Raw genomic sequence first — 25,384 nt, 5'->3', positions numbered from 1 at the left:
GCGGCACTACCGGCGTTGGCCGTCGCGGCGCTATGGTCGTGTCCTTCCCATTGCTGGTGGATGCCCATGCCGTCGTTGCGTCGTCTGTCCCTGCTGCTCGCGCTGGCGCTGAGTGCGCCGCTGTCCGCCCATGCCATCGACTTCAGCGCGCAGGAGCTGGCCCGTGCCAAGGCACTGCAGCAGCGCCTGCTGACCCTGGACAGCCATCTGGATACGCCTGCCAACTTCGGCCGCGACGGCTTCGACATCGAGCAGCGGCACGACCGCAATGCGCTCTCGCAGGTGGATTACCCACGCATGGTCGAAGGCGCGCTGGATGGCGGCTTCTGGGCAATCTATACCGACCAGGGCGACCGCACGGCCGCCGCGCATCTGGCCGAGCGCGACCATGGACTGCAGCGGTTGCTGGAGATCCGGCAGATGCTGGCCGCCAATCCCGAGCGCTTCGCATTGGCGCTGACCGCCGATGACGCGGCGCGGATCAAGGCCGCCGGAAAGCGCGTGGTCTACATCAGCATGGAGAACGCCAGTCCGCTGGTGGCCGATCCCAGCCTGCTGTCGTTCTATCACCGGGCGGGCCTGCGCCTGCTCAGCACCGTGCACTTCGCCAACAACGAGTTCGCCGACTCGGCCACCGACCCCAAGGGCGCTGAATGGAAGGGCCTGAGCCCAGCCGGCAAGGACCTGGTGCGCTCCGCGGTGAAGCTGGGCATCGTCATCGACCAGTCGCACGCCTCCGATGCCGTGTTCGACGATCTGCTGGCGATGATGCCGGTGCCGTTCGTGCTGTCGCACAGCTCGGCCAAGGCAATCTACGACCACCCACGCAACCTCGATGACGCACGCCTGCGCAGGCTGGCCAGGGCCGGCGGGGTGATCCAGGTGAACGCGTATGGCGGCTACCTGATCGACACCGCCAAGTCGCCCGAGCGCAAGCAGGCCGAAGAAGCCCTGAGCAAGCAGCTGGGGGGCTGGGAAGGCATGACCATCGAACAGGGCGTGGTGCTGCAGAAGGCCGAGCAGGCACTGGACCACGAACACCCGGTGCGCCACGCCAGCCTGGACGACTTCTTCGCCCATTTCGAGCACATCCTGAAGGTGGTCGGCCCCGAGCACGTCGGCATCGGTCTGGACTGGGATGGCGGCGGTGGCCTGAGCGACCTGCCCGATGTCAGTCAGCTGCCGAAGATCACTGCGTGGCTGCTGCGCAAGGGGTACAGCGAACAACAGATCGCCGCCATCTGGGGCGGCAACCTGCTGCGGGTGATGCGCCAGGCGCAGGACTATGCGGCAAAGCAGGGCGGCTAGCCCGCCCTGCGGCAATCCCTCAGCCGCCCAGTGGTAGTGCCGGCCGCTGGCCGGCAGCAGAAAGACCGCCGGGCATGGCCCGGCACTACCTTTACCGGCCGATCAGCGCATTGCGACGGCTGTAGGCGAAGTACAGCACCAGGCCGACCACGTTCCACGCCAGGAAGTACAGCTGGGTGGTGTGCGGCAGGCTGATGAACAGATAGATGCAGCCCAGCGCCGCCAGCGGGCCGACGATGAAGGCCAACGGCGTGCGGAAGGTGCGCTCGCGGTTCGGTTCACGCACGCGCAGCACCACCAGGCAGATGCCAACGGCGGTGAACGCGGCCAGGGTGCCGGCATTGGCCAGTGCGGCGATCTCGTCCAGGCGTGCAATGCCGGCCAGTGCCGACACCACCACGGCGGTGAACAGCGTGGTCGCCACCGGCGTGCCGGTGCGTGCGTTGACCTTGGACAGTCCACGCGGCAGCAGACCATCGCGGCTCATCACGAAGAAGATGCGGCTCTGGCCGTACAGGAAGGCCAGCAGCACGGTCGGCAGGGCAATGATGGCGATCACGCCGATCAGCATCGCGGCGGTCGGCTGGCCCAGCTGGCGCATGATCAGTGCCAGCGGCTCAGCACTCTGGCCGAACACGGTGTAGCTCATCGCACCGATCGCGGCCAGCGCCACCAGCACGTACACGATGGTGCAGCCGACCATCGAGCCGATGATGCCGATGGACAGGTCGCGCGCCGGGTTCTTGGTTTCCTCGGCGGCGGTGGAGATCGCGTCGAAGCCGTAGAACGCAAAGAAGATGATCGCCGCTGCGGCCATCACGCCACGCTCGACGCCATCGGGCCCCAGCGTCTTGGCGAACCCGTAGGGCATGAACGGCTGCAGGTTGTTGGTATCGAATGCTGGCAGCGCTACCGCCACGAAGATGGCCAGCGCGATCAGCTTGAATACCACCAGGATCGCGTTGAGGGTGGCGCTTTCCTTGGTACCGGCCATCAGCATCAGTGCCACCAACCAGGTGATGACGATGGCGGGCAGGTTGATCATGCCGCCATCCACATGCGGGCCGGCCGCGAGCATGGCCGGCAGGCGCAGGTCCCAGCCGAACTGGCTATTCACCCACTCCAGGAAGCCGACGAAATAGCCGGACCAGCCGACCGCCACGGTACTCACCACCAGCGAGTACTCCAGGATCAGGCTCCAGCCCACCACCCAGGCGAACACTTCGCCCAGGGCACTGTAGCTGTAGGTATAGGCGCTGCCGGCGGCCGGCATCATCGTGGACAGCTCTGCGTAGGCCAATGCCGCGCAGGCACACACCGCGCCGGCGATGGCGAAGGAGATCAGCACGGCGGGGCCGGCGCGGTCGGCACCCACGCCGATCAGGGTGTAGATGCCGGTACCGACGATGGCGCCGATCCCCAGTGCGATCAGGTGCGGCCAGCTGAGGGTGGGAACCAGGCGTCGGCCGGCTTCATGGACGGTGACGGAATCTAGGGACTTGCGCCGAAGTAGGGACATGCAGGCCTCGGAAGGGGTGACAGAGAACGACAAGTTCCCGAGTGTGACCGAATGCAGCGCAGCATTACCACTGACGGGGGGCATGGCCGGCGCGACGTGCACTGGACCTTGGGCAGCCTGCCGGAATCGGCATAAAAGTCCTCAGCAGAGCCCGCTAACGGTGACAGTCGTCGTCCTGGAAAGTGTCGACATCTTCTTCGAATACCGTGCGGCGGCCAGCACCGCAACAACGGCAAGGGTTGGCGTTGCGGCCATGGCGCCTCTTTTCCAGCAGGGGGGGCGCCCGCATAGCGCGCCCCGTGTTGCCTGCTCAGCGCGTGCGCGGTTGCAGTTGCGTACCACCGCTCATCAGCATGCGTGGCAGCGGCATCTGCAGGAAGTCGTGCGGGAAGGCAGGTGCGACCGCGCTGATCGCATCCAGGCGCGCCAGGGCGTCTGCCGGCAGCGCCAGATCCAGCGCCGCCAGGTTGTGTTCGAACTGGTCCAGGGTGCGTGCACCGACGATCGGCATGGCCCCGGCACCTGGCCGTTGCAGCAGCCAGGCAAGGGCGACCTGCGCAGCGGAGTGCGAGAGGTCCGCCGCGATGGCGGCGACTTCCTCGGCGATTGTCAGCGAACGTGGTGTCAATGCACCATTGATGAGCGCCACGCTGCGCCTGGAGCCGCCCGGCGTGGCATCGGGGGACTCGGCCGCCGTCAGGTCCGCTGTGCTGTACTTGCCGGTCAGCACCCCGCTGCCCAGCGGCGACCACGCCACCACGCCCAACCCGAGTGCATCGGCCATCGGCAGCAGTTCCTGTTCGACGCTGCGCTGGATCAGGCTGTATTCGATCTGCAGGGCTACCAGGGGGGACCAGCCGCGCAGGTCGGCCAGTGTCTGCATGCGGGCGATCTGCCAGGCCGGGGTATCCGAGATGCCGGCATACAGCACCTTGCCGCTGCGCACCAGGTCGTCGAATCCCCGCATCACCTCATCCACGCCGGTGGTGTCGTCCCAGGCGTGCAGGTACAGCAGATCCAGGTAGTCGGTGCCGAGCCGGCGCAGGCTGTCCTCCACCGAGCGCATCATGCTCTTGCGATGGTTGCCGGCGTTGTTCGGATCGCCCGGCACGGTCGCCAGGGTGTACTTGCTGGCGATCACCAGCCGTTCGCGGCGGCCCTGGGCGAACCGCCCGAGCAGGGTCTCTGCGCTGCCATTGGTGTAGTTGTTTGCGGTATCGACGAAGTTGCCACCGCGTTCGACGTAGGCATCGAAGATGCGGCGGGCCTCGGCTTCGTCCGCGCCCCACCCCCAGTCGGCACCGAAGGTCATCGTGCCCAGCGCCATCGGGCTGACACGCAGGCCGGAGCGACCGAGCAGGCGGTAGTGATCAAGTGACATGTGGCATTCCATCGGAGGAGGCGGTGTGCCGCCGGGAGGCAAAGCATCCACCCGATGATCTTGTGGATAAACTGGACACAGCCGAACTGAAAATGAAGGAAGGCTTCACAATGGATCCCTCCGCACCGCTGTCGGCGGTGGTCGCGTTTGTCCACGTGGCCGACCACGCCAGCTTTACCCGCGCCGCAGATGCGCTTGGTGTCTCGACGTCGGCACTGTCACAGAGCGTGCGCGCGCTGGAAGCGCGGATGGGCGTGCGCCTGTTGCAACGGACCACGCGCCGGGTGGGGCTGACCGAGCACGGTGCACGCTTCCTGCAGCGCGTACGTGGCGGGCTGGCTCAGATCGAATCGGCTTTCGAAGACCTGGACAGCGCGCGGACCGTGCCGGCCGGTCGGCTGCGCATCACCCTGCCACGCATCGTTGCCGAGCGCCGGGTTCTGCCGGCGCTGCCGTCCTTCCTGGCCAGGTATCCGCAGGTGGAGGTGGAATTGTGCGTGGAGCCGGCGTTGACCGATCTGGTCGCCGAGGGCTTCGACGCCGGCATCCGCCTGGGTGAGTCGTTGGCGCAGGGCATGATCGCGGTGCCGATCGGGCCGCCCGAGCGCCAGGTGGTGGTGGCCACGCCGGGATACTTCGCGCGCCACGGTGTGCCGCAGAGCCCGCAGGACCTGCAGGGCCACGACTGTATCGTCCACCGCCGCGCCAATGGCCGGCTCATGCCCTGGGAATTCAGCCGTGAGGGGCGTGACCTGGACGTAGCCGTCGAGGGGCGGCTGGTGTTCAACGATGCCGAACTGACCTATGCGGCGGTGCTGGCGGGGCTTGGCATGGCGCAGGGGTTCGCTTCGCTGGTCGCCGACGACCTGGCCGCCGGCCGCCTTTGCAGCGTGCTGGAGGACTGGCAGCCGCCGTTCCCCGGCTTTCATCTGTACTACCCGGCGCGCGAGCATATGGCGCCCAAGCTGCGGGTGTTCATCGACCACCTGCGCGCGGCATACCGCGCCGACGCGATCTCAGCCGTTCAGGCCCAGGCGGATGCCGAAGCCGACCAGGAACAGGCCGGCCACACGCCGTAGCGCATCGCTGACCCGCGGGTGCTGGATCAACCGACGGCGGGCCAGGTTGCCGACCCAGATCAGCAGCGAGCAGTAGGCGATGCTGACCACGAAGATGATCCCGGCCAGCGCCGCGAAGGTGGCCATGCCCTGGTGTGCCTTCGGGTCGATGAACAACGGCAGGAACGCCATGTAGAACAGGATCGCCTTCGGATTGAGCAGGCTGACCAGGATCGCCTGGTGGAAGTAGCGGCCCGGCTGCATGCGCACCGGGCCAACCTCGGCGCCGTCACCCTTGGGTGTGCGCAGCAGGCTGATGCCTACCCATACCAGGTACGCCGCGCCGAGATACTGCACGGCATGGAACACCGTCGGATTGGCCTTCAGCAGCGCGGCCACGCCGGCCAGTGCCAGCCACATCAGGATCTGGTCGCCGACCAGCAGGCCGGCCAGCGCCGTGTAGCCGCCACGTACACCGCCGCGACCGGTAGCGGTCAGCAGGGTGAAGGTGCCCGGCCCGGGCAGGGCGAGGAACACCAGCACAGCGAGCAGGAAGGTCCACAGGTCCTGGATGCCCATCCACGGCATGGCGCGACTCTCTTACAACGGGGGAGCGCCATTGTCGGCCAGTGCTGGCGCAGGCGACAGGGGCGTGTCGCCATTGCCGGGCATCGCGGACAGCAGCGGTTGCAGATGCTGGCGCAGCTGTGCGTGCAGTTGCCGCACCGCCGGTGAGAACTGCTTGCGGTGCGGGCAAACCAGCTGCAGGGGAATGTGGCTGCCGATGCCATTCAGCAGCACCTGCAGGCGCCCTTCCAGCACGTCGTCGCGGACGTCCAGCCAGGACTTGTAGGTGATGCCTTCACCGGCGACCGCCCAGCGCCGCACCACGTCGGCGTCGTCGCAGACCAGTGGCCCGCGCACCGGGATCACCACGCGGCGCCCCTCCAGCTCGAACGACCAGCGATCGTAGGCGCGGCCGCCGAGCTGGTAGACAAGGCAATCATGCTCGCGCAGATCTTCCAGGCGGCTGGGCGTGCCACGCCGCCGCAGGTACTCGGGCGACGCAGCCAGCACCCGCCGGTTCTGTTCCAGCAAGGGCAGGGCGACGTAGCTGGCGTCGTCGAAATGGCCGATGCGGATGGCCACGTCGACCGGGTCGCGGAACACGTCGGCCACTTCGTCGGACAGGCGCAGGTGCAGTCGCAGCCGTGGATGCGCGGCGCGGAACGCGGTCAGCCACGGCAGCAGCAGGTTGCGGCCGAAGTCCGAGGGCGCAGACAGCTGCAGGGTGCCGTGCAGTTCGGCGTCCTCACCCTGCACCCGCGCCTGGCCTTCGCGCAGGGTGCTCAGAACCTCCTGCGCGTAGGGGAGGTACAGCGCGCCTTCGGCGGTCAGCCGCAGGCTGCGGGTGGTGCGTACGAACAGGCGCAGGTCCAGTTCGCGTTCCAGTCGCGCCACCGCTGCGGCAACCTGGCCCGGCAGCAGGTCGGCCTCGCGCGCGGCCTGGGAGAAGCTGCCCAGCGCGGCGGTACGGACAAACAGCTGCAGATCGTCGAAGCGGACCATTTTCATTGCTGCAGTGAAAGTGTTGATCGATTCTGCGCCTTTCCGCCCCCCTGCGCACGGCGCACGCTGTGACCTCTCCTCCCTGGATATCCCCCATGCGTGCCATTGCCTACACCCAAGCCGGCCTGCCGATCGACGACCCGCAGGCCCTGATCGATCTCGACCTGCCCCTGCCCCAGCCGGGCCCGCGCGACCTGCGGGTGGCGGTGCGCGCGGTGGCGGTGAATCCGGTCGACACCAAGGTGCGACGCGGCGCTGCCACCGATGGCCCGCGCGTGCTGGGGTGGGATGCGGTCGGTGTGGTCGATGCAATTGGTAGCGAGGTGACCCTGTTCCAGCCCGGCGATGCGGTGTACTACGCCGGTGTGATCGATCGCCCGGGCAGTAATGCCGAATACCAGCTGGTGGACGAGCGCAGCGTTGGCCGCAAGCCGGCCAGCCTGGACGATGCCGCCGCTGCGGCGCTGCCGCTGACCGCCATCACCGCGTGGGAACTGCTGTTCGACCGCCTGCGCATCGCCGAAGGCGGCGGCGATGGCCAGACCCTGCTGGTGATCGGGGCAGCGGGTGGCGTGGGTTCGATCCTGGTGCAGTTGGCGCGTCGGCTGACCAGACTCACCGTGATCGGCACCGCCTCGCGCCCGGAGACCCAGGACTGGGTGCAGGCGATGGGCGCGCACCATGTGATCGACCACACCCGGCCGCTGGCCGAGGGCCTGGCCCGGCTGGGCATCACCCAGCTGGACCATGTGGCCAGCCTGACCCACACCGACCAGCACTATGCGCAGCTCGTCGAGCTGCTGGCGCCGCAGGGGCAGCTGGGGCTGATCGATGATCCGGGCCAGATCGATGTGATGGCGCTGAAGCGCAAGGCCCTGTCGCTGCACTGGGAATCCATGTTCACCCGGCCGCTGTACAGGACCACGGACATGCAGCGCCAGCACGAACTGCTGAACCGGGTGGCCGATCTGGTCGATGCCGGTGTGCTGCAGACCACGCTGGGCGAGCACTTCGGGCGCATCGACGCGGCCAACCTGCGACGCGCGCATGCGCTGCTGGAGAGCCATCGGGCCAAGGGCAAGATCGTGCTGGAAGGCTGGTAAGGGTTCGGGCCAACCGGAGACAAGAAACCCGAAGCGATCCTTCTGACCTTCATCCACGCATGGCGTGGATCTACTGCAGATCGCGGAAGTCCGTGAAAGGCGGGGTGGCATGGGTTTGCGGGACCGCAGGCGCCATGGATGGGTTTACGACGTGTCCCGCAAATCCATGCCACTCCGCCATCCCACCGAATGCTGCCTTTCGATGTTGACGTTGCCTCTGCGGGTGCAGGGCGCAGCCCTGCCGGACCCCCTACGCCACGCCGTTGTCCACATGCTCGGTAAAGCCCGGCCGTGGGCGCAGGCGCTCGAACCAGGCTTCCACGTGGGGCAGCGCCGGTTTGTTGCCGGGGGTGCTGCGCCAGCGCTGCGCCGACAGGCCCAGGACGATGTCGGCGAGGGTGAAGGTGGTGCCCGCCACGTAGGCGTTGCTGGCCGCCAGTTGCGCGTCCAGCGTGTCCATCAGCTGGTTCCAGTGCGCCAGGCTTGCCTCGGCGCGTGCGTCATCCGCAAAGTCGGGGTGCTGGCGTACGCGGGCCATGAACACGTGGCGCCAGGCGCTGTTGAGGTCGGTGGCCTGCCAGTCCATCCATTGCTCGACCCTGGCGCGGTCCTGCGCCGTGGCCGGCAGCAGGTCATCGCGGCCCTGGCGTGCGGCCAGGTAGCGGCAGATGCTGTTGGACTCCCACAGCACGAAGTCGCCGTCGCGCAGCACCGGTACCTGCCGGTTCGGATTCAGCGTGGTCAGCAGGTCCGGCAGCGGTGACGGTTCATGCTTCAGCGGGAGATCGAGTTCGGCGCACAGCCACAGCACCTTGCGTACGTTGATCGAGGTGGGTTTTCCGTACAGTACAAACATGGGCTCGTTTCAGCACTTGAGACTGGGCCAGCCTACACTTGTCCCATGCAAACCGAATTCCTCCTCGTCGCCGGCCTGCTGCTGGTCGTGCTTGTCCTGCAACTGGTGGCGCTGCTGCGCCGCCCGCCCCATGATCGGCTGGAACAGGCCGTGCGTGATGAAGCGCGCATCGGCCGCAGCGAGTTGCGCGAGCAGCTCGATGGGTTCGCGCGCGCGCTGACCGATCTGTCCACCCGCACCGATCAGCGTCTGGATCTGCTGCGCGAAGCGCTGGGCGAAGATGCGCGCAAGGCCCGCGCCGAGGCGGCCGACAGCCAGCAGCGCAGTGCCGTCTCGCTGGGCGAACGCCTGCAGGAACTGCGCGTGCAGCTGGATGTGTTCGGCCAGCAGCAGGAGGCGCGCATCCATGCCTTCGGCCAGCAGCTGCAGGAACTGACCGCGCGTACCGACACCCAGTTCGGTGCGCTGCGGCAGGCCCTGGTGGAGGATGCCCGCAAGGGCCGCGAAGAAGGCGCGCAGTCGCAGCAGCGCCTGACCGAGAGCCTGGGCCTGCGCCTGCAGGAGCTGACCCAGCGCAACGAACAGCGCATCTCGGAAATGCGCGCCACCCTGGAAGAACAGCTGCGCGCGCTGCAGGCCGACAACGCGCAGAAGCTCGAGCAGATGCGCCATACCGTCGACGAGAAGCTGCAGTCCACGCTGGAAACGCGGCTGGGCAATTCGTTCAAGCTGGTGTCCGAACGGCTGGAACAGGTGCAGCGCGGGCTGGGTGAAATGCAGCAGCTGGCGACCGGCGTGGGCGATCTGAAGCGGGTACTGACCAACGTCAAGAACCGCGGCAGCTGGGGCGAAGTGCAGCTGGAGAACATCCTCGAGCAGACCCTCACCCAGGAACAGTACGCGCGTGGGGTGAAGGTGCGTCCTGACGGCAACGAGATGGTCGATATCGCCGTGCGCCTGCCGGGCCGTCGCGACGATGACACGCCGGTCTGGCTGCCGATCGATTCCAAGTTCCCGCGCGAAGACTATGAGCGCCTGCTTGATGCACAGGAACAGGGCGATGCCGAGGGCGTTCGCCTGCAGGGCATCCAGCTGGAACGCGCGATACGTGTGCAGGCCAAGTCGATCTGCGAGAAGTACATCGTGCCGCCGCACACCACCGATTTCGCGGTGATGTTCGTGCCCACCGAAGGACTGTATGCCGAGGTGATCCGGCGCCCGGGTCTGGTCGACCTGCTGCAGCGCGAGCATCGCGTGGTGGTGGCCGGGCCGACCACCGTCACCGCGCTGCTCAACAGTCTGCAGATGGGCTTCCGCACATTGGCCATCGAACAGCGGTCCAGTGAAGTGTGGACGTTGCTGGGTGCCGTCAAAACCGAGTTCGGCAAATTCGGTAGCGTGCTCGACAGCGTGAAGACCAAGCTCGATCAGGCCAGCAAGCAGATTGACCAGACAGGGGTACGCACGCGTGCCATTGCCCGGAAGCTGCGGGATGTCGAGTCGCTGCCGGCCGAACAGAGTCGGCAGTTGCTTCCCGACAGCCTGCTGCCCGAGGAGGGGAGCGAAGAAGGCAATGAGGGCGAAGAGGCCTGAGCAGGGCTGACACGCCGCGTGCATGGCGCTGTGCGTATGCTGGCCGCCGTCCACCTCGATCAGGTACCGCCATGCGTTTCCATCGCTTTGCCAGCCTTGCCCTGGGCGTGCTGCTTGCCGCCTGCAGCAGCACCCCACCGGCCAGTGAAGACGCAGGCACGGTAGCCGCGGCGGCCGACAGCCCTGAAGCCGCGGCAGCCTATGAAGAAGCACGCGATGTGGACTGCCGCGCGGCGGGCGGTACCCTGCAGCCGTTGGGCCGCCTGCAACGCGTGCAATGCGTGATTCCCTATGCCGACGCCGGCAGGACCTGCAGCAGCAAGAGCGACTGCAGCGGGCAGTGCCTGGCCACGGGCGAGTTGGCTGCCGGCGTGGTCGCGACCGGCACCTGCCAGCGTGATATCAGCCAGAACTTCGGTTGCCGCCAACGCGTCGACGATGGCAAGGCGCAGGGCACGATCTGCGTGGATTGAGGGTAGTGCCGGCCGCTGGCCGGCAGCCTCATGAACCTTCGGGAACGGTCGTGCGGTTGCCGGACCGCGGCCGGCACTACCGGACACGTGCGGCGGTATGCTGGTGGGCCTTTCCCCGCTGTAGCCGGAGCCCCCGCGTGAGCACCCCGATCCAGGACATTTCCCTCACCACCATCGATGGCCAGCCGTCCTCTCTCGCCGACTACCAGGGCAAGGTACTGCTGCTGGTCAACGTGGCGTCCAAGTGCGGCCTGACCCCGCAGTACGAAGGCCTGCAGGCGCTGTACGCGGAGAAGCACGCGCAGGGCCTGGAGGTGCTGGGCTTCCCGGCCAACAACTTCCTCGGCCAGGAGCCCGGCAGCGAGGCGGAGATCCAGCAGTTCTGCCAGCTGACCTACGACGTGAGCTTCCCGATGTTCGCCAAGATCAGCGTGGCCGGTGAAGACACCCACCCGCTGTACCAGCAGCTGACCGCCGCGCAGCCGCAGGCGATCGGCGAAGGCCCGCTGCGCGAGCGCCTGGCCAGCAAGGAGATTCCGATCCACCCGGCCCCGGCGGTGCTATGGAACTTCGAGAAGTTCCTGGTCGGCCGCGATGGCAAGGTCATCGCCCGCTTCGCCCCGGACGTTGCCGCCGATGATGTGCGCCTGCGCGAAGCCGTCGAGGCGGCGCTGGCGGCCTGAAACGACGTGCCAACCAAGGTTGGCACCTACCGGTAAAACAAAAAACCCCGCCGAGGCGGGGTTTTTTCATGCGTTGCCGGCAGTGGTCAGTTGGTCCACTGCGGCATCGGCATCGCATCGACCGGGATCGGTGAGTTCGCATCGTCGCGGCCACGCTCGCGCTTGCCGCGCAGGTCGTTCTCGATCTGGTAGTTGCGGCGCTGCATCCACGCATCGCGGACCAAGGCGTATTCGTCCACCGCGGTATCGCGCAGGTCGTCGATCGCCAGCAGCTGCGCACGGGTATCGACCAGCTGCAGGCCCTGCAGGCCGATGCGGTACTTGTCGCTTTCGATACGGCGGATCGGCGACAGCGGGATGTCACCGGCCAGGCCGAACACATCACGCACGGTGCGCGGGCCGAAGAACGGCAGCTCCACGTAACGCGAACGACGCCAGCCCCAGGCACCCAGGGTCTGCCCGAAGTCCTCGTTGCGACGCGGCACCATCGCCTTGCTGGCCGGGTCGAACAGGCCACCAATGCCCAGCGTGCTGTTCATCAGGAACCGGCCCAGGGTGTCCCAGGCATCGCCCGGGCGGCCTTGCAACAGCTGGTTGGTGATGGTCAGCGGCGCACGCAGGTTGCTGAAGAAGTTGCTCACGCCGGTACGCGCAAAGCGCGGCACCACGTGGGTATAGGCGGTCGCCAACGGGCGGGCGATACCGCGGTCGACGGCGTTGTTGAACCCGTGCACCTTGCGGTTGAACGGTTCCCACGGGTCGTACGCGGTGGTGTTGGTGGTGCTGCCATTGGCACCGTACAACGCGTCGAAGTCGTCATCGCCGCCCGGAGCGGTGGCGGCGGCGGCATCATTGCCGGTTGCACCCTGCGAAGCGGTAGCCGGTGCCGGAGAGGCCGCAGCAGGTACGGGGGCGTCGGCAACGGCGCTCGCAGCAGGCGCATCCGCACCAACAGCGTTATCGACGGAGGAGGTGCTCGTGGCCGGCACCACGGTGTCGGCCACCGGTGCGTCGCTGCGTGCCGGTTTGCCGGCACAGGCGCTGAGCGCGGCGGCCAGGAGGATCAGAGGGAAAACGCGCACGACGTTCATGTCAGCTCGCAGCAGAAGTAGCGTTGAAGTCCAGGACGGGCGACAGCCGGTAGGCCGCGCTCAGCTCGTTGTAGCCGGCGGGGGCGCCGGAGATTGTCAGCGGATGGCCGCCCTGGCGCGCGCGTGCGGCCAACTCGGCCAACAACGCCAGGCCGGCGCTGTCCACGCGCTCGACCTCCGCCAGTTCCAGCCGCGACAGCTGCGCAGGCAGGGCCTGCAGTTGCGGCCACAGCGCGATCACCGCTGCACGGTCAAGCACCCCGCGCAGGCGCAGGGTGTCGCCTTCCAGCAGCGCCAGCGCCTTATTTGCCATTGCCGGCCGGCCCAGCCTGCATGCTGCCGCTGCGCAGTTCGGTGGCCACCTGCTTGATGCCCTTCTGTCGCAGCGGGGCATCGAACTGGTTGCGGAAGGTCTGCACATAGGAGATGCCTTCGATGTTCACGTCGAAGATCTTCCACTGGCCGCCTTCGTTGCGCATCCAGTACTCGACCGGCGTCGGCTCGCTGCCGGCACGCACCAGCTCGGTGCTCACGCGCACGCCGCGGTTGCCCGGCAGCGGGCTTTCGCCCTTCAGGCGGAAGCTCGGCTTGCCCTGGATGTTGAGCAGGGTCGAGCCATAGCGCTGCATCAGGTTGTCGGCCATCGCATTGGCGAACAGCTTGATGTCCGCATCGGCGGCACCACGGGCGTGCGTGCCCAATACCAGGCGTGCTGCATAGTCGCGGTCGAAGGTGCGGTTGAGCTCACTGTCGATATAGCTGCGCAGGCTGGCCGGGTTGCCGCTGAACTCGGCTCGGCGCTGCTGCAGGGTCGTGAGGATGCGCGTGCTGGCGTCGATCACCACCTTGCCGGCCTGGCCCTGGGGGGCGGCGGCAGCGGCGGGGGCGGCCTGCGCCTGGGCCAGGAACGGGGTGGCCAGCAGCAGCGACGAGGCGAGCAGGGCCGGGATCAGTTTCATCTTCATGGTTGCGGTTCCGTTGCAGGCGCCTGCGCGCCATCGTTGGGCTTCGGAGCAGCGCCGCCACCGGCGCCGCCACTGAACATGTATTTGCCGACCAGCTGCAGCAGGTCCACGGCCGGCTGGGTGAAGACGATCTCTTCGCCGGGCTTGAGCACGTCCGGATCGCCGCCGGGCTGCAGACCGATATAGCTCTCGCCGAGCAAACCACTGGTGAAGATGCCCGCCGAGGTATCGGCCGGCAGATCCTTGACCTTGCTGTCCATGCGCAGGGTCACGATCGATTCGAACTTCACCGGGTCCAGGTCGATCGCCGCGACCTGGCCGACGGTGACACCACCGATCTTCACCGGCGCCTGCTTGCGCAGCTGGCCAACCTGGGAGAAGCGTGCCTTGAGTTCATAGCCTTCGCCACCCCAGCTCCAGCGCTGGTTGGTCGAGGCCACGGCCAGCACCATCAGCGAGGCCAGGGCCAGCAGCAGGAAAGCGCCGACGGAGAATTCGAGTCTGGGACCGCGGATGGCCATGTGGATTACCTGATCAGTCGTGGTGGCCGCACGCCGATGCGCGCCGCCGATGGAGGGGTTAGGTGAACAACATTGCCGACAGCACGAAGTTGAACATCAGCACCAGCAGCGAGGCGTTGACCACCGCACGGGTGGTGGCGACGGACGTGCCTTCGATGGTCGGTTCGGCGTGGAACCCGACATAGGCGGCAACCAGTGCGGCGGTGCCACCGAAGATTGCCGATTTCAGCATCGCCACGCCGAAGTCGTCCCAGAAGTCCACGCTGCCACGCAGTGCCGACCAGAACACGCCGTTGTCCAGGCCCAGCACGTGCACGGCTTCGAAATAGCTGGCGCTGATCGCCAGCGAACAGAAGATGCCGGTCAGCAGCGGCACGGTCAGTACCGCCGCCCAGAAGCGCGGCGCCACGGCCTTGGCCACCGGGTCGATGGCCATCAGTTCCAACGCCTTGATCTGGTCGGTGGCGCGCATCAGGCCCAGTTCGGCGGCGATCGAGCTGCCGGCGCGGCCGATGAACAACAGCGCGGTCAGCACCGGTGCCAGCTCGCGGTACAGCGACAGGCCGAGCAGGGTGGACAGCGCGTCGGCCGCACCGAAGGTGGTCAGCGTGCGGTAGCCCTGCAGGGTCAGCACCAGGCCGACGAAGGCGCCGCCCACGGCGATGATCGGCAGCGAGCGCGCACCGATCTTGTAGATCTCGCGGGTCAGCTCGGCCAGGAAATCACGGGTCGGCAGCGAACCGCGCAGCACGGTCAGCGAGAACAGACCGGCACGGCCCAGCGAACGGGTGGCTTGCACGAACGGCATCAGGCAACCCTCGCGCGCGGTGCGGCATCGAACGGAATGGGACCGTCGGGCTGGCCGTGCAGGAACTGCCGCAGCAGCGGGTCCTCACTGGACTGCAGCGCTTCGGGCGTGCCCTGGAACACGATGCCGCCGTTGGCGATCGCGATCACCTGGTCGCAGATCGGCAGGGTCTCGTGCACGTGGTGGCTGACGATGATGCTGGTCAGTCCCAGGCTGTGGTTGAGGCGCTGGATCAGGCTCATGATCACACCCGAGGCGATCGGGTCCAGCCCGGTCAGCGGCTCGTCGTAGATCATCAGCGGCGGGTCCAGGGCCAATGCACGGGCCAGTGCCACGCGGCGGGCCATGCCACCGGACAGTTCACGTGGCCAGGCATCGGCGGCGGCCAGCAGGCCGACCGAATGCAGCTTCATCTGCACCAGCCGGCGCAGCACCGGTGCCGGCAGGCGGGTGTGGGTGCGCAACGGCAGGGCGACGTTTTCGGCTACGGTCAAGTCGGTCAGCAGGCCATTGCCCTGCAGCAGTACGCCAACGCTCTTGCGCATCTCCAGCAGTTCGGCGGTGCGCTGCGGGATCGGCTTGCCGAACAGGGTGATGTCGCCTGCAACCGGGCGCAGTTCGCCGGTCAGCGCCGCCAGCAGGGTCGACTTGCCGCTGCCGGAGGGACCCAGCACGGCAGTGATGCTGCCTTTGGGCACCTGCAGCGAAACGTCGCGCAGGATCGTGCGCCCGCTCCGGTCGATGCGGACGTTGGACAACTGCACCAGACTGGAAGTGGAAGCCGACATGGGCACCCTTAACGTTTTTTCGACATTGAAGCATCGGGTCAGACTGCTGAACATAAGCAGACTGGACGGTCCAGTATTGTTGCACGGTCGGACCGCCGCCAGACCGGGACAATTCCTGAAACGGCCGGAACAATCCGTCGCGATCACCGTGCCCCGGCATTGAATACGGCCGGGTGTGCTGCACACTGTGCACGATGAGTGACCCGGGCAGCGATTTCCGCCTCTACCATTCCAATTCGCTGGACGTGCTGGCTGCCCTGCTGGCGCGCAACGTGCGTGTGCCGGTGCCGGGACAGCCGCTGCTGGCGCCCGAGGTGGTGCTGATCCCGCAGGTAGCGATGCGGCGCTGGCTGCAGGCGACCCTGGCTGCGGAGTATGGCGTGGCCGCCAACCTGGAATTCCTCACCCCCGGTGAGTTCGTTGCCCGTGCATTGAACGCCAATGTCGAGGGCGAAGCCGACGACCTGGACGCGGCCGCCCTGCATTGGCGCCTGTACCAGGCCCTGCGCGACCCGCACCTGTTGGCGCAGCCCCCCATGCGTGCGCTGCAGTCCTATCTTGCCGGTGGTGACGCGCTGAAACCCTGGGCCCTGGCCGGCGAACTGGCCTCGGTGTTCGAGAAGTACCAGGCCTGGCGCCGCGACTGGCTGCTGCGCTGGGAAGCCGGCGCCGACGCCGCCGATCCGCAGGCCATCCTGTGGCGCAGCATCGCCGCAGGCCATGGTTACCGCGCGCGCCGCATCCAGGCCTATCTGGACCGCTTCGAGGGCGCCGGCCAGCCGCTGCCGAAGGGCCTGCCGCCGCGGATGTCGGCGTTTGCCACGCTCAACATCTCGCCCGACGTACTGCGGGTGATGGCCACCCAGTCGCGGGTGGGCGAACTGCATTTCTATCTGCCCACCCCGGTGCAGTCCTACTGGGGCGACCTGCAGACCCTGGCAGAGCGCCTGCGCAGCGGCGCGCCGGACCCGTTCGGCGAGGCCGCCGGCGAGAACCGCCTTCTGGAAGCGTGGGGTGCGGCCGGCCGCGATTTCATGGCGGTGCTGGGCAGCTATGAAGTGGTGCATCCGGCCGGCGAGATCGCGGCCTACTCCGACCCCGAGGAAGATACGCGCCCGACCATGGACCAGGGCGGGCTGTCCGACAGCCTGCTGCATCGCCTGCAGCGCGACCTGTTCCACCGTCGTGCATTGCCTTCCGGGGAATTGCGCGATGGCCTGCGCAGCGACGACCCGAGCCTGCAGGTGCACGCCTGCCACACCCGCCTGCGCGAGCTGCAGGTGCTGCACGACCAGCTGCGCAGCCTGCTGCAGGACCCGCGCTTCGACCCGCCGTTGCAGGCGCGCGAGATCGCCGTGCTGGCGCCGGACATCGATCCGTATGTGCCCTACCTGGAAGCGGTGTTCGGCGGACGGGGGGGCGAGGACGAACACATTCCCTATGCGCTGGCCGACAGCAGTCCGTTGGCCGGCGAGCCGCTGGCCGACGTGTTCGTGCACCTGCTTGGCCTGCCGATTTCGCGCTTCGGCCTGAACGAGGTGCTGGATCTGCTGGCCAGTGCACCACTGGCCGAGGCCGCCGGTCTGGAAGCGGTGGACTTCGACCGACTGCATGGCTGGCTGCAGCAGGCGGGCGCCCGCTGGGGCCTGGATGCCCAGCATCGCGACCAGCTGCAGGCCCCCAGCGATGACGCCTATACCTGGCAGTTCGCGCTGGATCGCCTGCTGCTGGGCCACGCCACCGGCAGTGAGGTGGACCTGGCCGGGGTGGCGCCGTGGATCGAACTGGAAGGCGGGGCGCTGGATGCGCTGGACCGGCTGCTGCGCCTGCTGCGCGTGCTGGCCGTCTACCAGCGCCGGCTCGGCGAGCTGTTGACCCCGGCACAGTGGCGGCAGCGCCTGCTGTCGCTGCTCGATGCCCTGCTGCCGACACCGCCCAGCTCGCCCAACAGTCAGCGCGCGCTGGAGCGCCTGCGCAAGCTGCTCAACCAGTTCGCCGAGGATGCGTACAAGGCCGGGTTCGCCGACGGCGTGCCGCCGGAGGTGGTGCGTGCGCACTTCGCCGGTGCACTGGCCGAGGCCGATACGCGCGCGCCGCTGTTGACCGGTGGTATCAGCTTCGGCCGCATGGTGCCGATGCGCCTGCTGCCGTTCCGGGTGATCTGCGTGCTCGGCCTCAACGATGGTGATTTCCCGCGTCGTGACCCGGCCGCCGGCCTCAACCAGCTCACCGCCGAACTGGATACGCCGCGCCGCCGTCCCGGCGACCGCTCCACCCGCGAAGACGATCGCTTCCTGTTCCTGCAGCTGTTTGCTGCCGCCCAGGACGTGTTCTACCTCAGCTATCTCGGCGCGGACCCGCGCGATGGCAGCGTGCGCGAACCCTCGGTGCTGGTCAGCGAACTGATCGACGCTGCCGCGGCCTATCACCTCGATCCGTCGACCGCCACGCGCGATTTCACCGTGCGCCACGCGCTGCAGCCGTTCTCGCCGGCCGCCTTCGGTGATGGCGACCCGCGCCGCTTCAGCTATCGCCGGCAGTGGCATCCGGCTGCCGGGCGACTGGGCGGCCAGCGCGGCGGCCTGCTGCCGTGGTTCGACGCCGCACTGCCGCCACCGGCGGATGACGCGGTGGAAGAAGAGGTCTCGCTGGAGAGCCTGCGTCGTTTCCTGTGCGATCCGGCCGGCCAGTTCCTCGCACAGTCGCTGGGACTGCGCCTGGCCGACGACGTCGAGGACGTCGACGACCTGGAGCCGCTGGTGCTGTCCTCGCGTGGGCCGGAGAAGCGCAGTGTGCAGCTGGCCGTGGTGCAGGCCACCCTGGCCGGAGACAGCGAGCCGCTGTACCCGCGGCTGCGCGCACGCGGGCTGCTGCCGTCGGGCATCCTCGGCGAGCGCCAGTTCGAAGTGGAACAGCTGAAGACCCGCCCGTACGCCACGGCCATGCTCGGCTGGTTGCAGGGCACGCCGCTGGAAAGTCGCCGCTATGAAGTGGAGATCGACGGTGTGCGCCTGCATGGGCGGGTGGGCGATCGCCATCCCGAGGGCCTGGTGCGCCTGCGCGCTGGCGCCCTCAACGGCAACGCGGTGATCCGCCAAGGGCTGGACTGGCTGTTGGCCAACGCCGCCGGCGATGCTTTGCCGCTGGTGCAGTTCCACGATAGCGGAGATGCCGGCCCCGGTCCGCATGTCTTGCCTGCGCTGACCGTACCTGCAGCCCGCGCGGCATTGCGCGCGCTGCTGCAGCTGCGCCAGCGCGGCCTGCGCGAGCCGCTACGGTTCGCGCCCTACACCGGCTGGGTGCTGTTCAACGCGCCGGTGGAAAAGCAGCGCAGCGAAGGCTGGAAACAGTGGCATGGCAGCGATCGCAGCTGGGGTGAAGCCAACAGTGATGCCTGGCAGCTGCTGCTGCGTGGCGCCGATCCATTTGCCGACGACGCCAGCTACGCCGATCTGCTGCGCAACAGCCAGGTGGTCTTCAGCGCCGTGCGCGAAGGGCGCAGCTTCGGCAATGATCCACAGGCAGGCCACGCATGAGCAGTGTTGCCGAGGGCCCTTTCATCAACACGCATTGCCCCGACCCTTACCTGGCGTTGCCGCTGCACGGCACGCGACTGATCGAAGCCAGTGCCGGCACCGGCAAGACCTTTACCCTGGCGACGCTGTTCACCCGTCTGGTGGTCGAACAGGGCCTGCGTATCGGCCAGATCCTGGCGGTGACCTTCACTGACGCCGCCACCCAGGAACTGCGCAAGCGCATCCGCGAGCGCCTGGCCCTGGCCGCACGCCTGGTCGATCTGCCGCCAGGCGACGATGAAACACCCGACGCGGCGCTGACCCGGCAGGTGCTGCAACGCCATCTGCAGGACGGCACGGAAAGCGCCAAGGCGTTGAAGCGGCGCCTGCAGGTGGCTGCCGATGAAATCGACCTGGCGGCGATCTTCACCATCCACGGATTCTGCACCCGTGTGCTGCGCGAACATGCGCTGGAGAGCGGGCATACCTTCGACCCGCCCGAGCTGCTGGCCAGCGATCGCGAGCTGCTGGAAGAGCTGGCGGCCGATCTCTGGCGTGTGCATGCCAACGACCCGGCAACGCTGGAACCGCTGACCTGGTTGTGGTCCCACCCGGATGCGCTGGCGGCTGACCTGCGCGCGCTGCTGGCACCGCCACCGCTGCACCCCCCACTGCAGCCGCTGGCCGTGGACGATCCGCGCCCGGCGCTGCAGGGTGCGGCGGCGGAACTGTCGATGGCCGTGCGCGAGCACGGTGAGCGCTTCTTCCTGGACCTGTGCGAAGCGGTCGACAACAAGTGGATCAACGGCGTTTCCTACAAGCTGGGCTGGCTGCACCCGCTGGGCCGCCAGCTGTTGGGCTGGGCCGAGCGCGGCGACGCAGCCGAACTGCTGTCCAGCGACCGCTTGCCGGCGCTGCTGCCCGATGCGCTGGTGGCCAAGACCAACAAGAAGTTCGCCGAGCGCACGCCGTCCTCGCCGCTGCAGGCACCGCTGCAGCGCTACGTGGCACTGCTGGCCCAGCGCGAACAGTGGTTGCGGGCCAGTGCGCTGAACTTCCTGCATGCGCTGCGCGAGGATGCCACCCAGCGCCTGGCGGCCCTGAAACGCCTGCGCCGCGTGCAGACCTACGACGATCTGATCGACGGTGTGGCCCGCGCGTTGGAAGGCCCGCAGCGGCTGGACCTGGTGAAGCAGCTGCGTGCGCAGTACCGCATCGCCCTGGTCGATGAATTCCAGGATACCGATGATCGCCAGTGGGGCATCTTCCATACCGTGTTCGGCGCCTCGCCGGAGGTGGACGAATTGGGGCTGCAGCCGGCGCTGTTCCTGATCGGCGACCCCAAACAGGCCATCTATGGCTTCCGCGGCGGCGACATCCATACCTACCTGAAAGCCAAGCAGGTGGCCGAGCAGGCACCGGCGCTGGACCAGAACTTCCGCTCGCGCCCGGCCGTGCTGCGCGCGCTGCAGGCGCTGTACGCCAACGCTGGCGAAGACGCATTCCTCGAACGCGACATCCAGTTCGAACCGGTGCGCCCGGGTGGCGTGCGTGCCGATGAGGATTACCTGCGTGATTGCCGGGCCGCACCTGCCCTCACCCTGCGGCTGTTGCGCAGCGAGGGTGAAAAAGCTCTCGGCGCCGATGCGTCGCGCGACGCGGCAACCCAGGCCTGCGTGGCCGCGATCCACCAGATCCTGCTGGAGGCGCGTGCCGGCACCGCGCTGCTGCGTGGGCGCCCGGTGCAACCCGGCGATATCGCCGTGCTGGTACGCTCGCATCGCGAAGCCACGCTGGTGCAGCGTGCACTGGCCGCAGTTGGCATTCCCGCGGTGGCGGCCGGCAAGCAGAGCCTGTTTGCCACCAGCGAGGCCCGCGACCTGCGTGCGCTGCTGCTGGCCCTGCTGCAACCGGCCGACGAAGGACGCCTGCGCACTGCATTGGCAACGGTGCTGCTGGGGCAGCGCGCAAGCGCGATTGCCAGCATGGAGCGCGAGGGTGACCTGCAGCGCGGGTTCCAGACCCAGCTGCTGCACTGGCGCGAGCGCTGGCAGCGTGGTGGCCCGTTCGCGGTGGTAGCCGATGTCTGCGCCGCGCAGGGCGAGCGCCTGTTGGCGCTGATCGATGGCGAGCGGCGCCTGACCAATTACCTGCAGCTGGGCGAACTGCTGCAGGAAGCCTCGGCGCAGGCACTGGGCATGCACGGCCTGCTGGACTGGCTGCAGGGGCAGATGGTCAACGCCGACCAGGACGATGAGCAGCAGCTGCTGCGGTTGGAGTCCGATGCGCGGCGGGTGCAGATCATCACCCTGCACAAGAGCAAGGGCCTGGAATACCCGCTGGTGTTCCTGCCGTTCGTGGGTATCGATGGCGGCGCGCCGAACACCGCTACCCACTGCACCGTGCACCTGCAGGGCGAGCGTCAGCTGCACTGGAAGCTGGACAAGGACGAAGCCTGGGAAGCGGCCAGCAGCCAGCGCGAGCGCGAACAGCGTGCAGAAGACGCGCGCCTGCTGTACGTCGGCCTGACCCGCGCCGAGCATGCGCTGTGGATCGCCACCGGCGATCTGGCTGGCCACGCGAAAACCCGCCTGGCCCCGTTGCTGGGCGATCTGCAGGTGCTGCGCGCGCATGCGGACGTGGAGCTGGATGACAGCGCGTTGCCGGGCCGCCTGCCGCAGCTGCTGGCCGAAACCGAAGGTGAGCTGCCCGCGGTGCGTGCATTGACCCGCCGTGTGCCCCATGACTGGTGGGTCTACAGTTTCACCCAGCTGGCACATGCCGACGCGGGCAACGGGGACGATATCGAAGCGGCGGCCACCGAACTGCCGGCACCGGCCGCCGACGAACCCGCCGGTGCCGAGCTGCCGCTGGAACCGGCATTGCCGGAAGCCGCTGCAGAAGACATGGCGCCGCCGGATCCACGCTTCATGGGCAGCCGCTTCGGCAACGTCCTGCACGATGCGCTGGAGAACGTCGACTTCGCACTGTGGAGCGGCTGGCAGCCGCAGCAACCGGCACCGGAAGGACAGGCCGAGGTACTGCGCCGCTCGCTGCACGACGAAGGCTATGCCGACGAGGATCTGGACGATGGTGTGGCGGTGCTGGTGCCGCTGGTGGGCCATACCCTCACCGTGCCGCTGCCCGAAGGCGGTGCGCTGTGCAGCGTGCCCGAGCACGAGCGTCGCGCCGAGATCGAGTTCCACTTCGCCATCGAACCGACCGCAGTACCGGTGCTGCTGCAACTGCTGCACGACCACGGTATTTCCAGCGCGCGGCGCGGCTTCGGCCTGCGCAGAAGGCTGGAAGGCCTGATGACCGGCAAGATCGATCTGACCTACGTGCGTGATGGCTGCTGGTATGTGCTGGACTACAAATCCAACCGGTTGCCGGGCTACAGCCCGGACCTGCTGGAGATCGCCATGCGCCACAGCGAGTACGACCTGCAAGCGCTGATCTACACCGTCGCACTGCATCGCTGGCTGCGTTTCCGCCTGGGCGCGGCCTACGACTACGCGCGCGACATGGGCGGTATCCGTTATCTGTTCTGCCGGGGCCTGGACGTTGCCGGCAACGGCGTGCACGTGCAGCGCTTCGCACCGGCATTGGTGGATGCGCTGGATGCCTTGTTTGCCGGCGGCGAAGCGGCCCAGGCCGCTATGGCGGCGCGCGCGCGCGGAGAAATCGCATGAGCCTGCTGCGCGATCTGCATCGCAGTGGCCAGCTGCGTACCCTGGACCACGCCCTGGCCACCAGCCTCAAGCGCCTGCGCGAGGACACGCCGGACGACGTGGCGTTGGCGGCCGCACTGGCCTCGCTGGCCGTGGCGCAGGGGCACGCTGGCTTCGATCCACGCCAGCCACAGCGCCTGATCGACGGCGTACCAGCATGGCCTGAGCCTGCGCAGTGGCTGGCACAACTGCAGGCCTCGCCTTGGGTAGCGACGCCGCAGGACGCCAGCGTCGCCGCAGAGGAAGCGCCGCTGGTGCTGGAGAACAGCCTGCTGTACCTGCGCCGTTACCGCGAGTACGAGCGGCAGCTGGCGGTCGGCCTGCAGCGCATCGGCCGCCATCCGCTGCCCGCACCGGACATGGCTGCCGTGGCGCCCCTGTTCGCGCGCCTGTTCCCGCAGGCCGCCACCAGCGAAGACCAGCAAGCACGCGCCGCCGGCGTGACCCTGCGCCACCCGTTGGCCCTGGTCACTGGTGGCCCTGGTACCGGCAAGACCACCACCATCGCCCGCCTGCTGCTGCTGTTGGCGGCACAGGCGCTGCACCAGGGCCTGCCCGTGCCGAAGGTAGCGTTGGCTGCACCCACCGGCCGCGCTGCCGAGCGCATGGCCGAAAGCCTGCGTTTGGCCGTACAGCGGCTGCAGGAGCAAGGGCTGGATCCGGCGCTGTGCACCGCGCTGCCCAGCACAGGCACCACCCTGCATCGCCTGCTGGGGGTGATTCCCGATTCACCGCGCTTCCGCCATCACGCCGACAACCCGTTGCCGGTGGACGTGGTGGTGGTCGACGAAGCCTCGATGATCGACCTGCCGCTGATGGCCAAGCTGGTCGACGCGATCGCCAGCGGCACCCGCCTGATCCTGCTCGGCGATCCCGACCAGCTGCCATCGGTGGAAGCCGGCGATGTGCTCAGCGCCATCCTGCGCGCCAGCGGCGATGGCATCGGCACCCGTGCCGACGATGCGCAGGCGCTGCATGGCCTGCTGGCAGCGGCCACGCTGCAGCCACAGGCAGCACCGCGGGCGTTCGCTGGCCGCCGTGTGCAGTTGCAGCGGGGCTACCGGCAGAGTGATGCACTGGACCTGGCACCGCTGGCGCAGGCCGTGCGCGGCGGTGACAGCGGCACCGCCCTGCGCCTGCTGCGCAGTGGCGAACTGGCCGGCGTCCGCTTCCATGAAGGCGAGGCAGATCCGTTGCGCGGCCAGCGCGAGCATCTGCTCGATCATTGGCGCGCGCTGGCCGACGCAGTGGATCCGGCGCAGGCGCTGCAGCAGGCTGGCCGCCTGCGTGTGCTGACCGCACTGCGCGAAGGCCCGCAGGGTGCGCGTGGCCTCAACAGCCGCATCGAACAGCTGCTGGCCGGCAACACCCCGGGCTACTTCCAGGGCCGGCTGCTGCTGATCACCGAAAACAGCTACCGCCACCGCCTGTTCAACGGCGATATCGGCATCTGCCTGCGCGATGGCAGCGGCGCGATGGTGGCCTGGTTCCCCGGCGAGGCCGCCGACCAGCCGCGCGCCTTCCACCCGGCAGCGTTGCCTGCACACGAGAGCGCCTTCGCCATGACCGTGCACAAGGCGCAGGGCTCGGAGTTCGACGAAGTGTGGCTGCAGCTGCCACGGCAGGACAGCCGCGTGCTCTCGCGCGAGCTGGTCTACACCGGTCTGACCCGTGCCCGCCAAGTGCTGCATGTGGCGGGCAGCGCGGACGTGCTGCAGGCGGCATTGAAACGACATGCCAGCCGTCTGGGTGGCCTGGCCTGGCGGCTGGGCGCGGAAGAGGTGTCCGACGAACCAACGTGTATCGAACAACCCACGGTGCAGGGCCAATTGTTCTGATCATGGGTCGGATCCCTTTCCCAACGGGAAAGGGCTCTGACCCCATCGAGGTCTCGGCGGCGCCTCTGTCGCATTTGCCCTTCTGGGATCGCTAGCCAGAAGCAGTCGAGCAGGGCTCGACTCTACAAAAGCGTGCTTCGATCGTTTCGGGGTTCATCCACGCATGGCGTGGATCTACGCGATCAACACCAGCCCATCCGGATACACGATCGCCGCTTCGTCAGCACTCACATCGAAGAACCCAACGCCGTGCTTCTCGGCCAGGTCCTGCACCAGCCCATGCGCGCGCTCGGCCACCGGATACGCGAACGCGCCATAGATCACATCGCGGCCGATGCTGTACTCGGTCACTTCGGCGCGATCGTCATCGTCGCTGCTCAGCGGGCCGTTCAGCGGCGGAAAGACCGCCGCCATCTCCGCGAACCATGCCTGCAGCGCCGGGCTGCTGACCGCCGGATCGTCGTACTCGTGGCGCTCGCCCCACTGCGCCTGCTTCTCGAACCAGGCGATGAACGCCGCCGCTTCACGCGGGGCGACGCTGGCCTCGAACACCATCATGTCGTAACTCATTGAACCGTCCTGTG

Annotated in this window: 21 protein-coding genes; 9 read left to right on the top strand and 12 right to left on the bottom strand. The window is 68.0% G+C overall.

Annotation, left to right across the window (positions count from 1 at the left end; all coding sequences use genetic code 11):
• Positions 1-66: 66 nt before the first annotated feature.
• Positions 67-1,308: a dipeptidase gene (locus ACEF39_RS21080; RefSeq protein WP_500286488.1), complete on the top strand. Its 1,242-nt coding sequence runs from the start codon at positions 67-69 to the stop codon at positions 1,306-1,308.
• 91 nt (positions 1,309-1,399) lie between these two features.
• On the opposite strand, the gene ACEF39_RS21075 is transcribed toward ACEF39_RS21080, so the two are convergent.
• Positions 1,400-2,827: an amino acid permease gene (locus ACEF39_RS21075; protein WP_500286487.1), complete on the bottom strand. Its 1,428-nt coding sequence runs from the start codon at positions 2,825-2,827 to the stop codon at positions 1,400-1,402.
• Positions 2,828-3,137: 310 nt separating this feature from the next.
• The gene (locus ACEF39_RS21070; protein WP_500286486.1) at positions 3,138-4,208 is read right to left on the bottom strand and encodes an aldo/keto reductase; all 1,071 of its coding nucleotides are present in this window, start codon (positions 4,206-4,208) and stop codon (positions 3,138-3,140) included.
• Positions 4,209-4,318: 110 nt separating this feature from the next.
• Here ACEF39_RS21070 and ACEF39_RS21065 point away from each other — a divergent pair, with 110 nt between their 5' ends.
• Complete coding sequence (locus tag ACEF39_RS21065) at positions 4,319-5,287, top strand: LysR family transcriptional regulator (RefSeq protein ID WP_500286485.1); 969 nt, start codon at positions 4,319-4,321, stop codon at positions 5,285-5,287.
• On the opposite strand, the gene leuE is transcribed toward ACEF39_RS21065, so the two are convergent.
• Entirely contained in the window at positions 5,225-5,854 is a 630-nt protein-coding gene (gene leuE / locus ACEF39_RS21060; protein ID WP_089241943.1) for a leucine efflux protein LeuE, read from the bottom strand. The genes ACEF39_RS21065 and leuE overlap by 63 nt on opposite strands.
• Positions 5,855-5,866: 12 nt before the next feature.
• Positions 5,867-6,841: a LysR family transcriptional regulator gene (locus ACEF39_RS21055; RefSeq protein WP_500286484.1), complete on the bottom strand. Its 975-nt coding sequence runs from the start codon at positions 6,839-6,841 to the stop codon at positions 5,867-5,869.
• Positions 6,842-6,930: 89 nt separating this feature from the next.
• On the opposite strand from ACEF39_RS21055, the gene ACEF39_RS21050 reads away from it, so the two are divergent.
• Entirely contained in the window at positions 6,931-7,938 is a 1,008-nt protein-coding gene (locus ACEF39_RS21050; RefSeq protein WP_500286483.1) for a zinc-binding alcohol dehydrogenase family protein, read from the top strand.
• A 250-nt stretch (positions 7,939-8,188) separates the two neighbouring features.
• On the opposite strand, the gene ACEF39_RS21045 is transcribed toward ACEF39_RS21050, so the two are convergent.
• Entirely contained in the window at positions 8,189-8,794 is a 606-nt protein-coding gene (locus tag ACEF39_RS21045; RefSeq protein WP_500286482.1) for a glutathione S-transferase family protein, read from the bottom strand.
• A gap of 45 nt (positions 8,795-8,839) precedes the next feature.
• Between ACEF39_RS21045 and ACEF39_RS21040 the strand changes: the two genes are divergently transcribed.
• The 3 genes from ACEF39_RS21040 to ACEF39_RS21030 all read left to right on the top strand — a co-directional run bounded on the left by ACEF39_RS21040 (position 8,840) and on the right by ACEF39_RS21030 (position 11,543).
• Positions 8,840-10,387 carry a DNA recombination protein RmuC gene (locus tag ACEF39_RS21040; RefSeq protein WP_500286481.1) on the top strand — a complete coding sequence of 516 codons (1,548 nt, stop codon included), beginning with the start codon at positions 8,840-8,842 and terminating at the stop codon, positions 10,385-10,387.
• A gap of 71 nt (positions 10,388-10,458) precedes the next feature.
• Positions 10,459-10,860, top strand: coding sequence for a hypothetical protein (locus ACEF39_RS21035; protein WP_500286480.1), 402 nt, complete (start codon positions 10,459-10,461; stop codon positions 10,858-10,860).
• Between the two features lie 137 nt (positions 10,861-10,997).
• Positions 10,998-11,543: a glutathione peroxidase gene (locus tag ACEF39_RS21030; protein ID WP_500286479.1), complete on the top strand. Its 546-nt coding sequence runs from the start codon at positions 10,998-11,000 to the stop codon at positions 11,541-11,543.
• 86 nt (positions 11,544-11,629) lie between these two features.
• Here ACEF39_RS21030 and ACEF39_RS21025 read toward each other — a convergent pair whose 3' ends face one another.
• The 6 genes from ACEF39_RS21025 to ACEF39_RS21000 are packed head-to-tail and all read right to left on the bottom strand — an operon-like array spanning position 11,630 to position 15,716.
• Positions 11,630-12,634, bottom strand: a complete 1,005-nt coding sequence (locus tag ACEF39_RS21025) for an MlaA family lipoprotein (RefSeq protein WP_500286478.1) — start codon at positions 12,632-12,634, stop codon at positions 11,630-11,632.
• Position 12,635: 1 nt separating this feature from the next.
• Complete coding sequence (locus tag ACEF39_RS21020; protein WP_500286477.1) at positions 12,636-12,947, bottom strand: STAS domain-containing protein; 312 nt, start codon at positions 12,945-12,947, stop codon at positions 12,636-12,638.
• A complete protein-coding gene (locus ACEF39_RS21015) occupies positions 12,937-13,599 on the bottom strand; it encodes an MlaC/ttg2D family ABC transporter substrate-binding protein (protein ID WP_500286476.1) in 663 nt (220 codons plus the stop codon). Before ACEF39_RS21015 ends, ACEF39_RS21020 begins: the two co-directional genes overlap by 11 nt.
• Positions 13,596-14,120 (bottom strand): outer membrane lipid asymmetry maintenance protein MlaD, encoded by a 525-nt coding sequence (mlaD, locus tag ACEF39_RS21010; protein WP_500286475.1) that lies wholly within the window; start codon positions 14,118-14,120, stop codon positions 13,596-13,598. Before mlaD ends, ACEF39_RS21015 begins: the two co-directional genes overlap by 4 nt.
• Positions 14,121-14,178: 58 nt before the next feature.
• Positions 14,179-14,928: an MlaE family lipid ABC transporter permease subunit gene (locus ACEF39_RS21005; RefSeq protein ID WP_006404088.1), complete on the bottom strand. Its 750-nt coding sequence runs from the start codon at positions 14,926-14,928 to the stop codon at positions 14,179-14,181.
• A complete protein-coding gene (locus ACEF39_RS21000) occupies positions 14,928-15,716 on the bottom strand; it encodes an ABC transporter ATP-binding protein (RefSeq protein WP_165378503.1) in 789 nt (262 codons plus the stop codon). The genes ACEF39_RS21005 and ACEF39_RS21000 overlap by 1 nt, the downstream gene beginning before the upstream one ends.
• A gap of 194 nt (positions 15,717-15,910) precedes the next feature.
• Between ACEF39_RS21000 and recC the strand changes: the two genes are divergently transcribed.
• Genes recC through recD form a run of 3 tightly spaced genes read left to right on the top strand, consistent with a single transcriptional unit; the run spans position 15,911 to position 24,800 of the window.
• Positions 15,911-19,252: an exodeoxyribonuclease V subunit gamma gene (gene recC, locus ACEF39_RS20995; RefSeq protein WP_500286474.1), complete on the top strand. Its 3,342-nt coding sequence runs from the start codon at positions 15,911-15,913 to the stop codon at positions 19,250-19,252.
• Positions 19,249-22,923: an exodeoxyribonuclease V subunit beta gene (gene recB, locus ACEF39_RS20990; protein WP_500286473.1), complete on the top strand. Its 3,675-nt coding sequence runs from the start codon at positions 19,249-19,251 to the stop codon at positions 22,921-22,923. Before recC ends, recB begins: the two co-directional genes overlap by 4 nt.
• The gene (gene recD / locus ACEF39_RS20985) at positions 22,920-24,800 is read left to right on the top strand and encodes an exodeoxyribonuclease V subunit alpha (RefSeq protein ID WP_500286472.1); all 1,881 of its coding nucleotides are present in this window, start codon (positions 22,920-22,922) and stop codon (positions 24,798-24,800) included. The genes recB and recD overlap by 4 nt, the downstream gene beginning before the upstream one ends.
• Before the next feature lie 174 nt (positions 24,801-24,974).
• On the opposite strand, the gene ACEF39_RS20980 is transcribed toward recD, so the two are convergent.
• The gene (locus ACEF39_RS20980; protein WP_500286471.1) at positions 24,975-25,370 is read right to left on the bottom strand and encodes a hypothetical protein; all 396 of its coding nucleotides are present in this window, start codon (positions 25,368-25,370) and stop codon (positions 24,975-24,977) included.
• Positions 25,371-25,384: the final 14 nt, after the last annotated feature.

The organism is Stenotrophomonas indicatrix (assembly GCA_041545745.1).
GTDB classification, from domain to species: Bacteria; Pseudomonadota; Gammaproteobacteria; order Xanthomonadales; family Xanthomonadaceae; genus Stenotrophomonas; species Stenotrophomonas indicatrix_A.
Note: the sequence above shows the minus strand (reverse complement) of the source record. Positions and strands in the feature narration are given on the sequence as shown.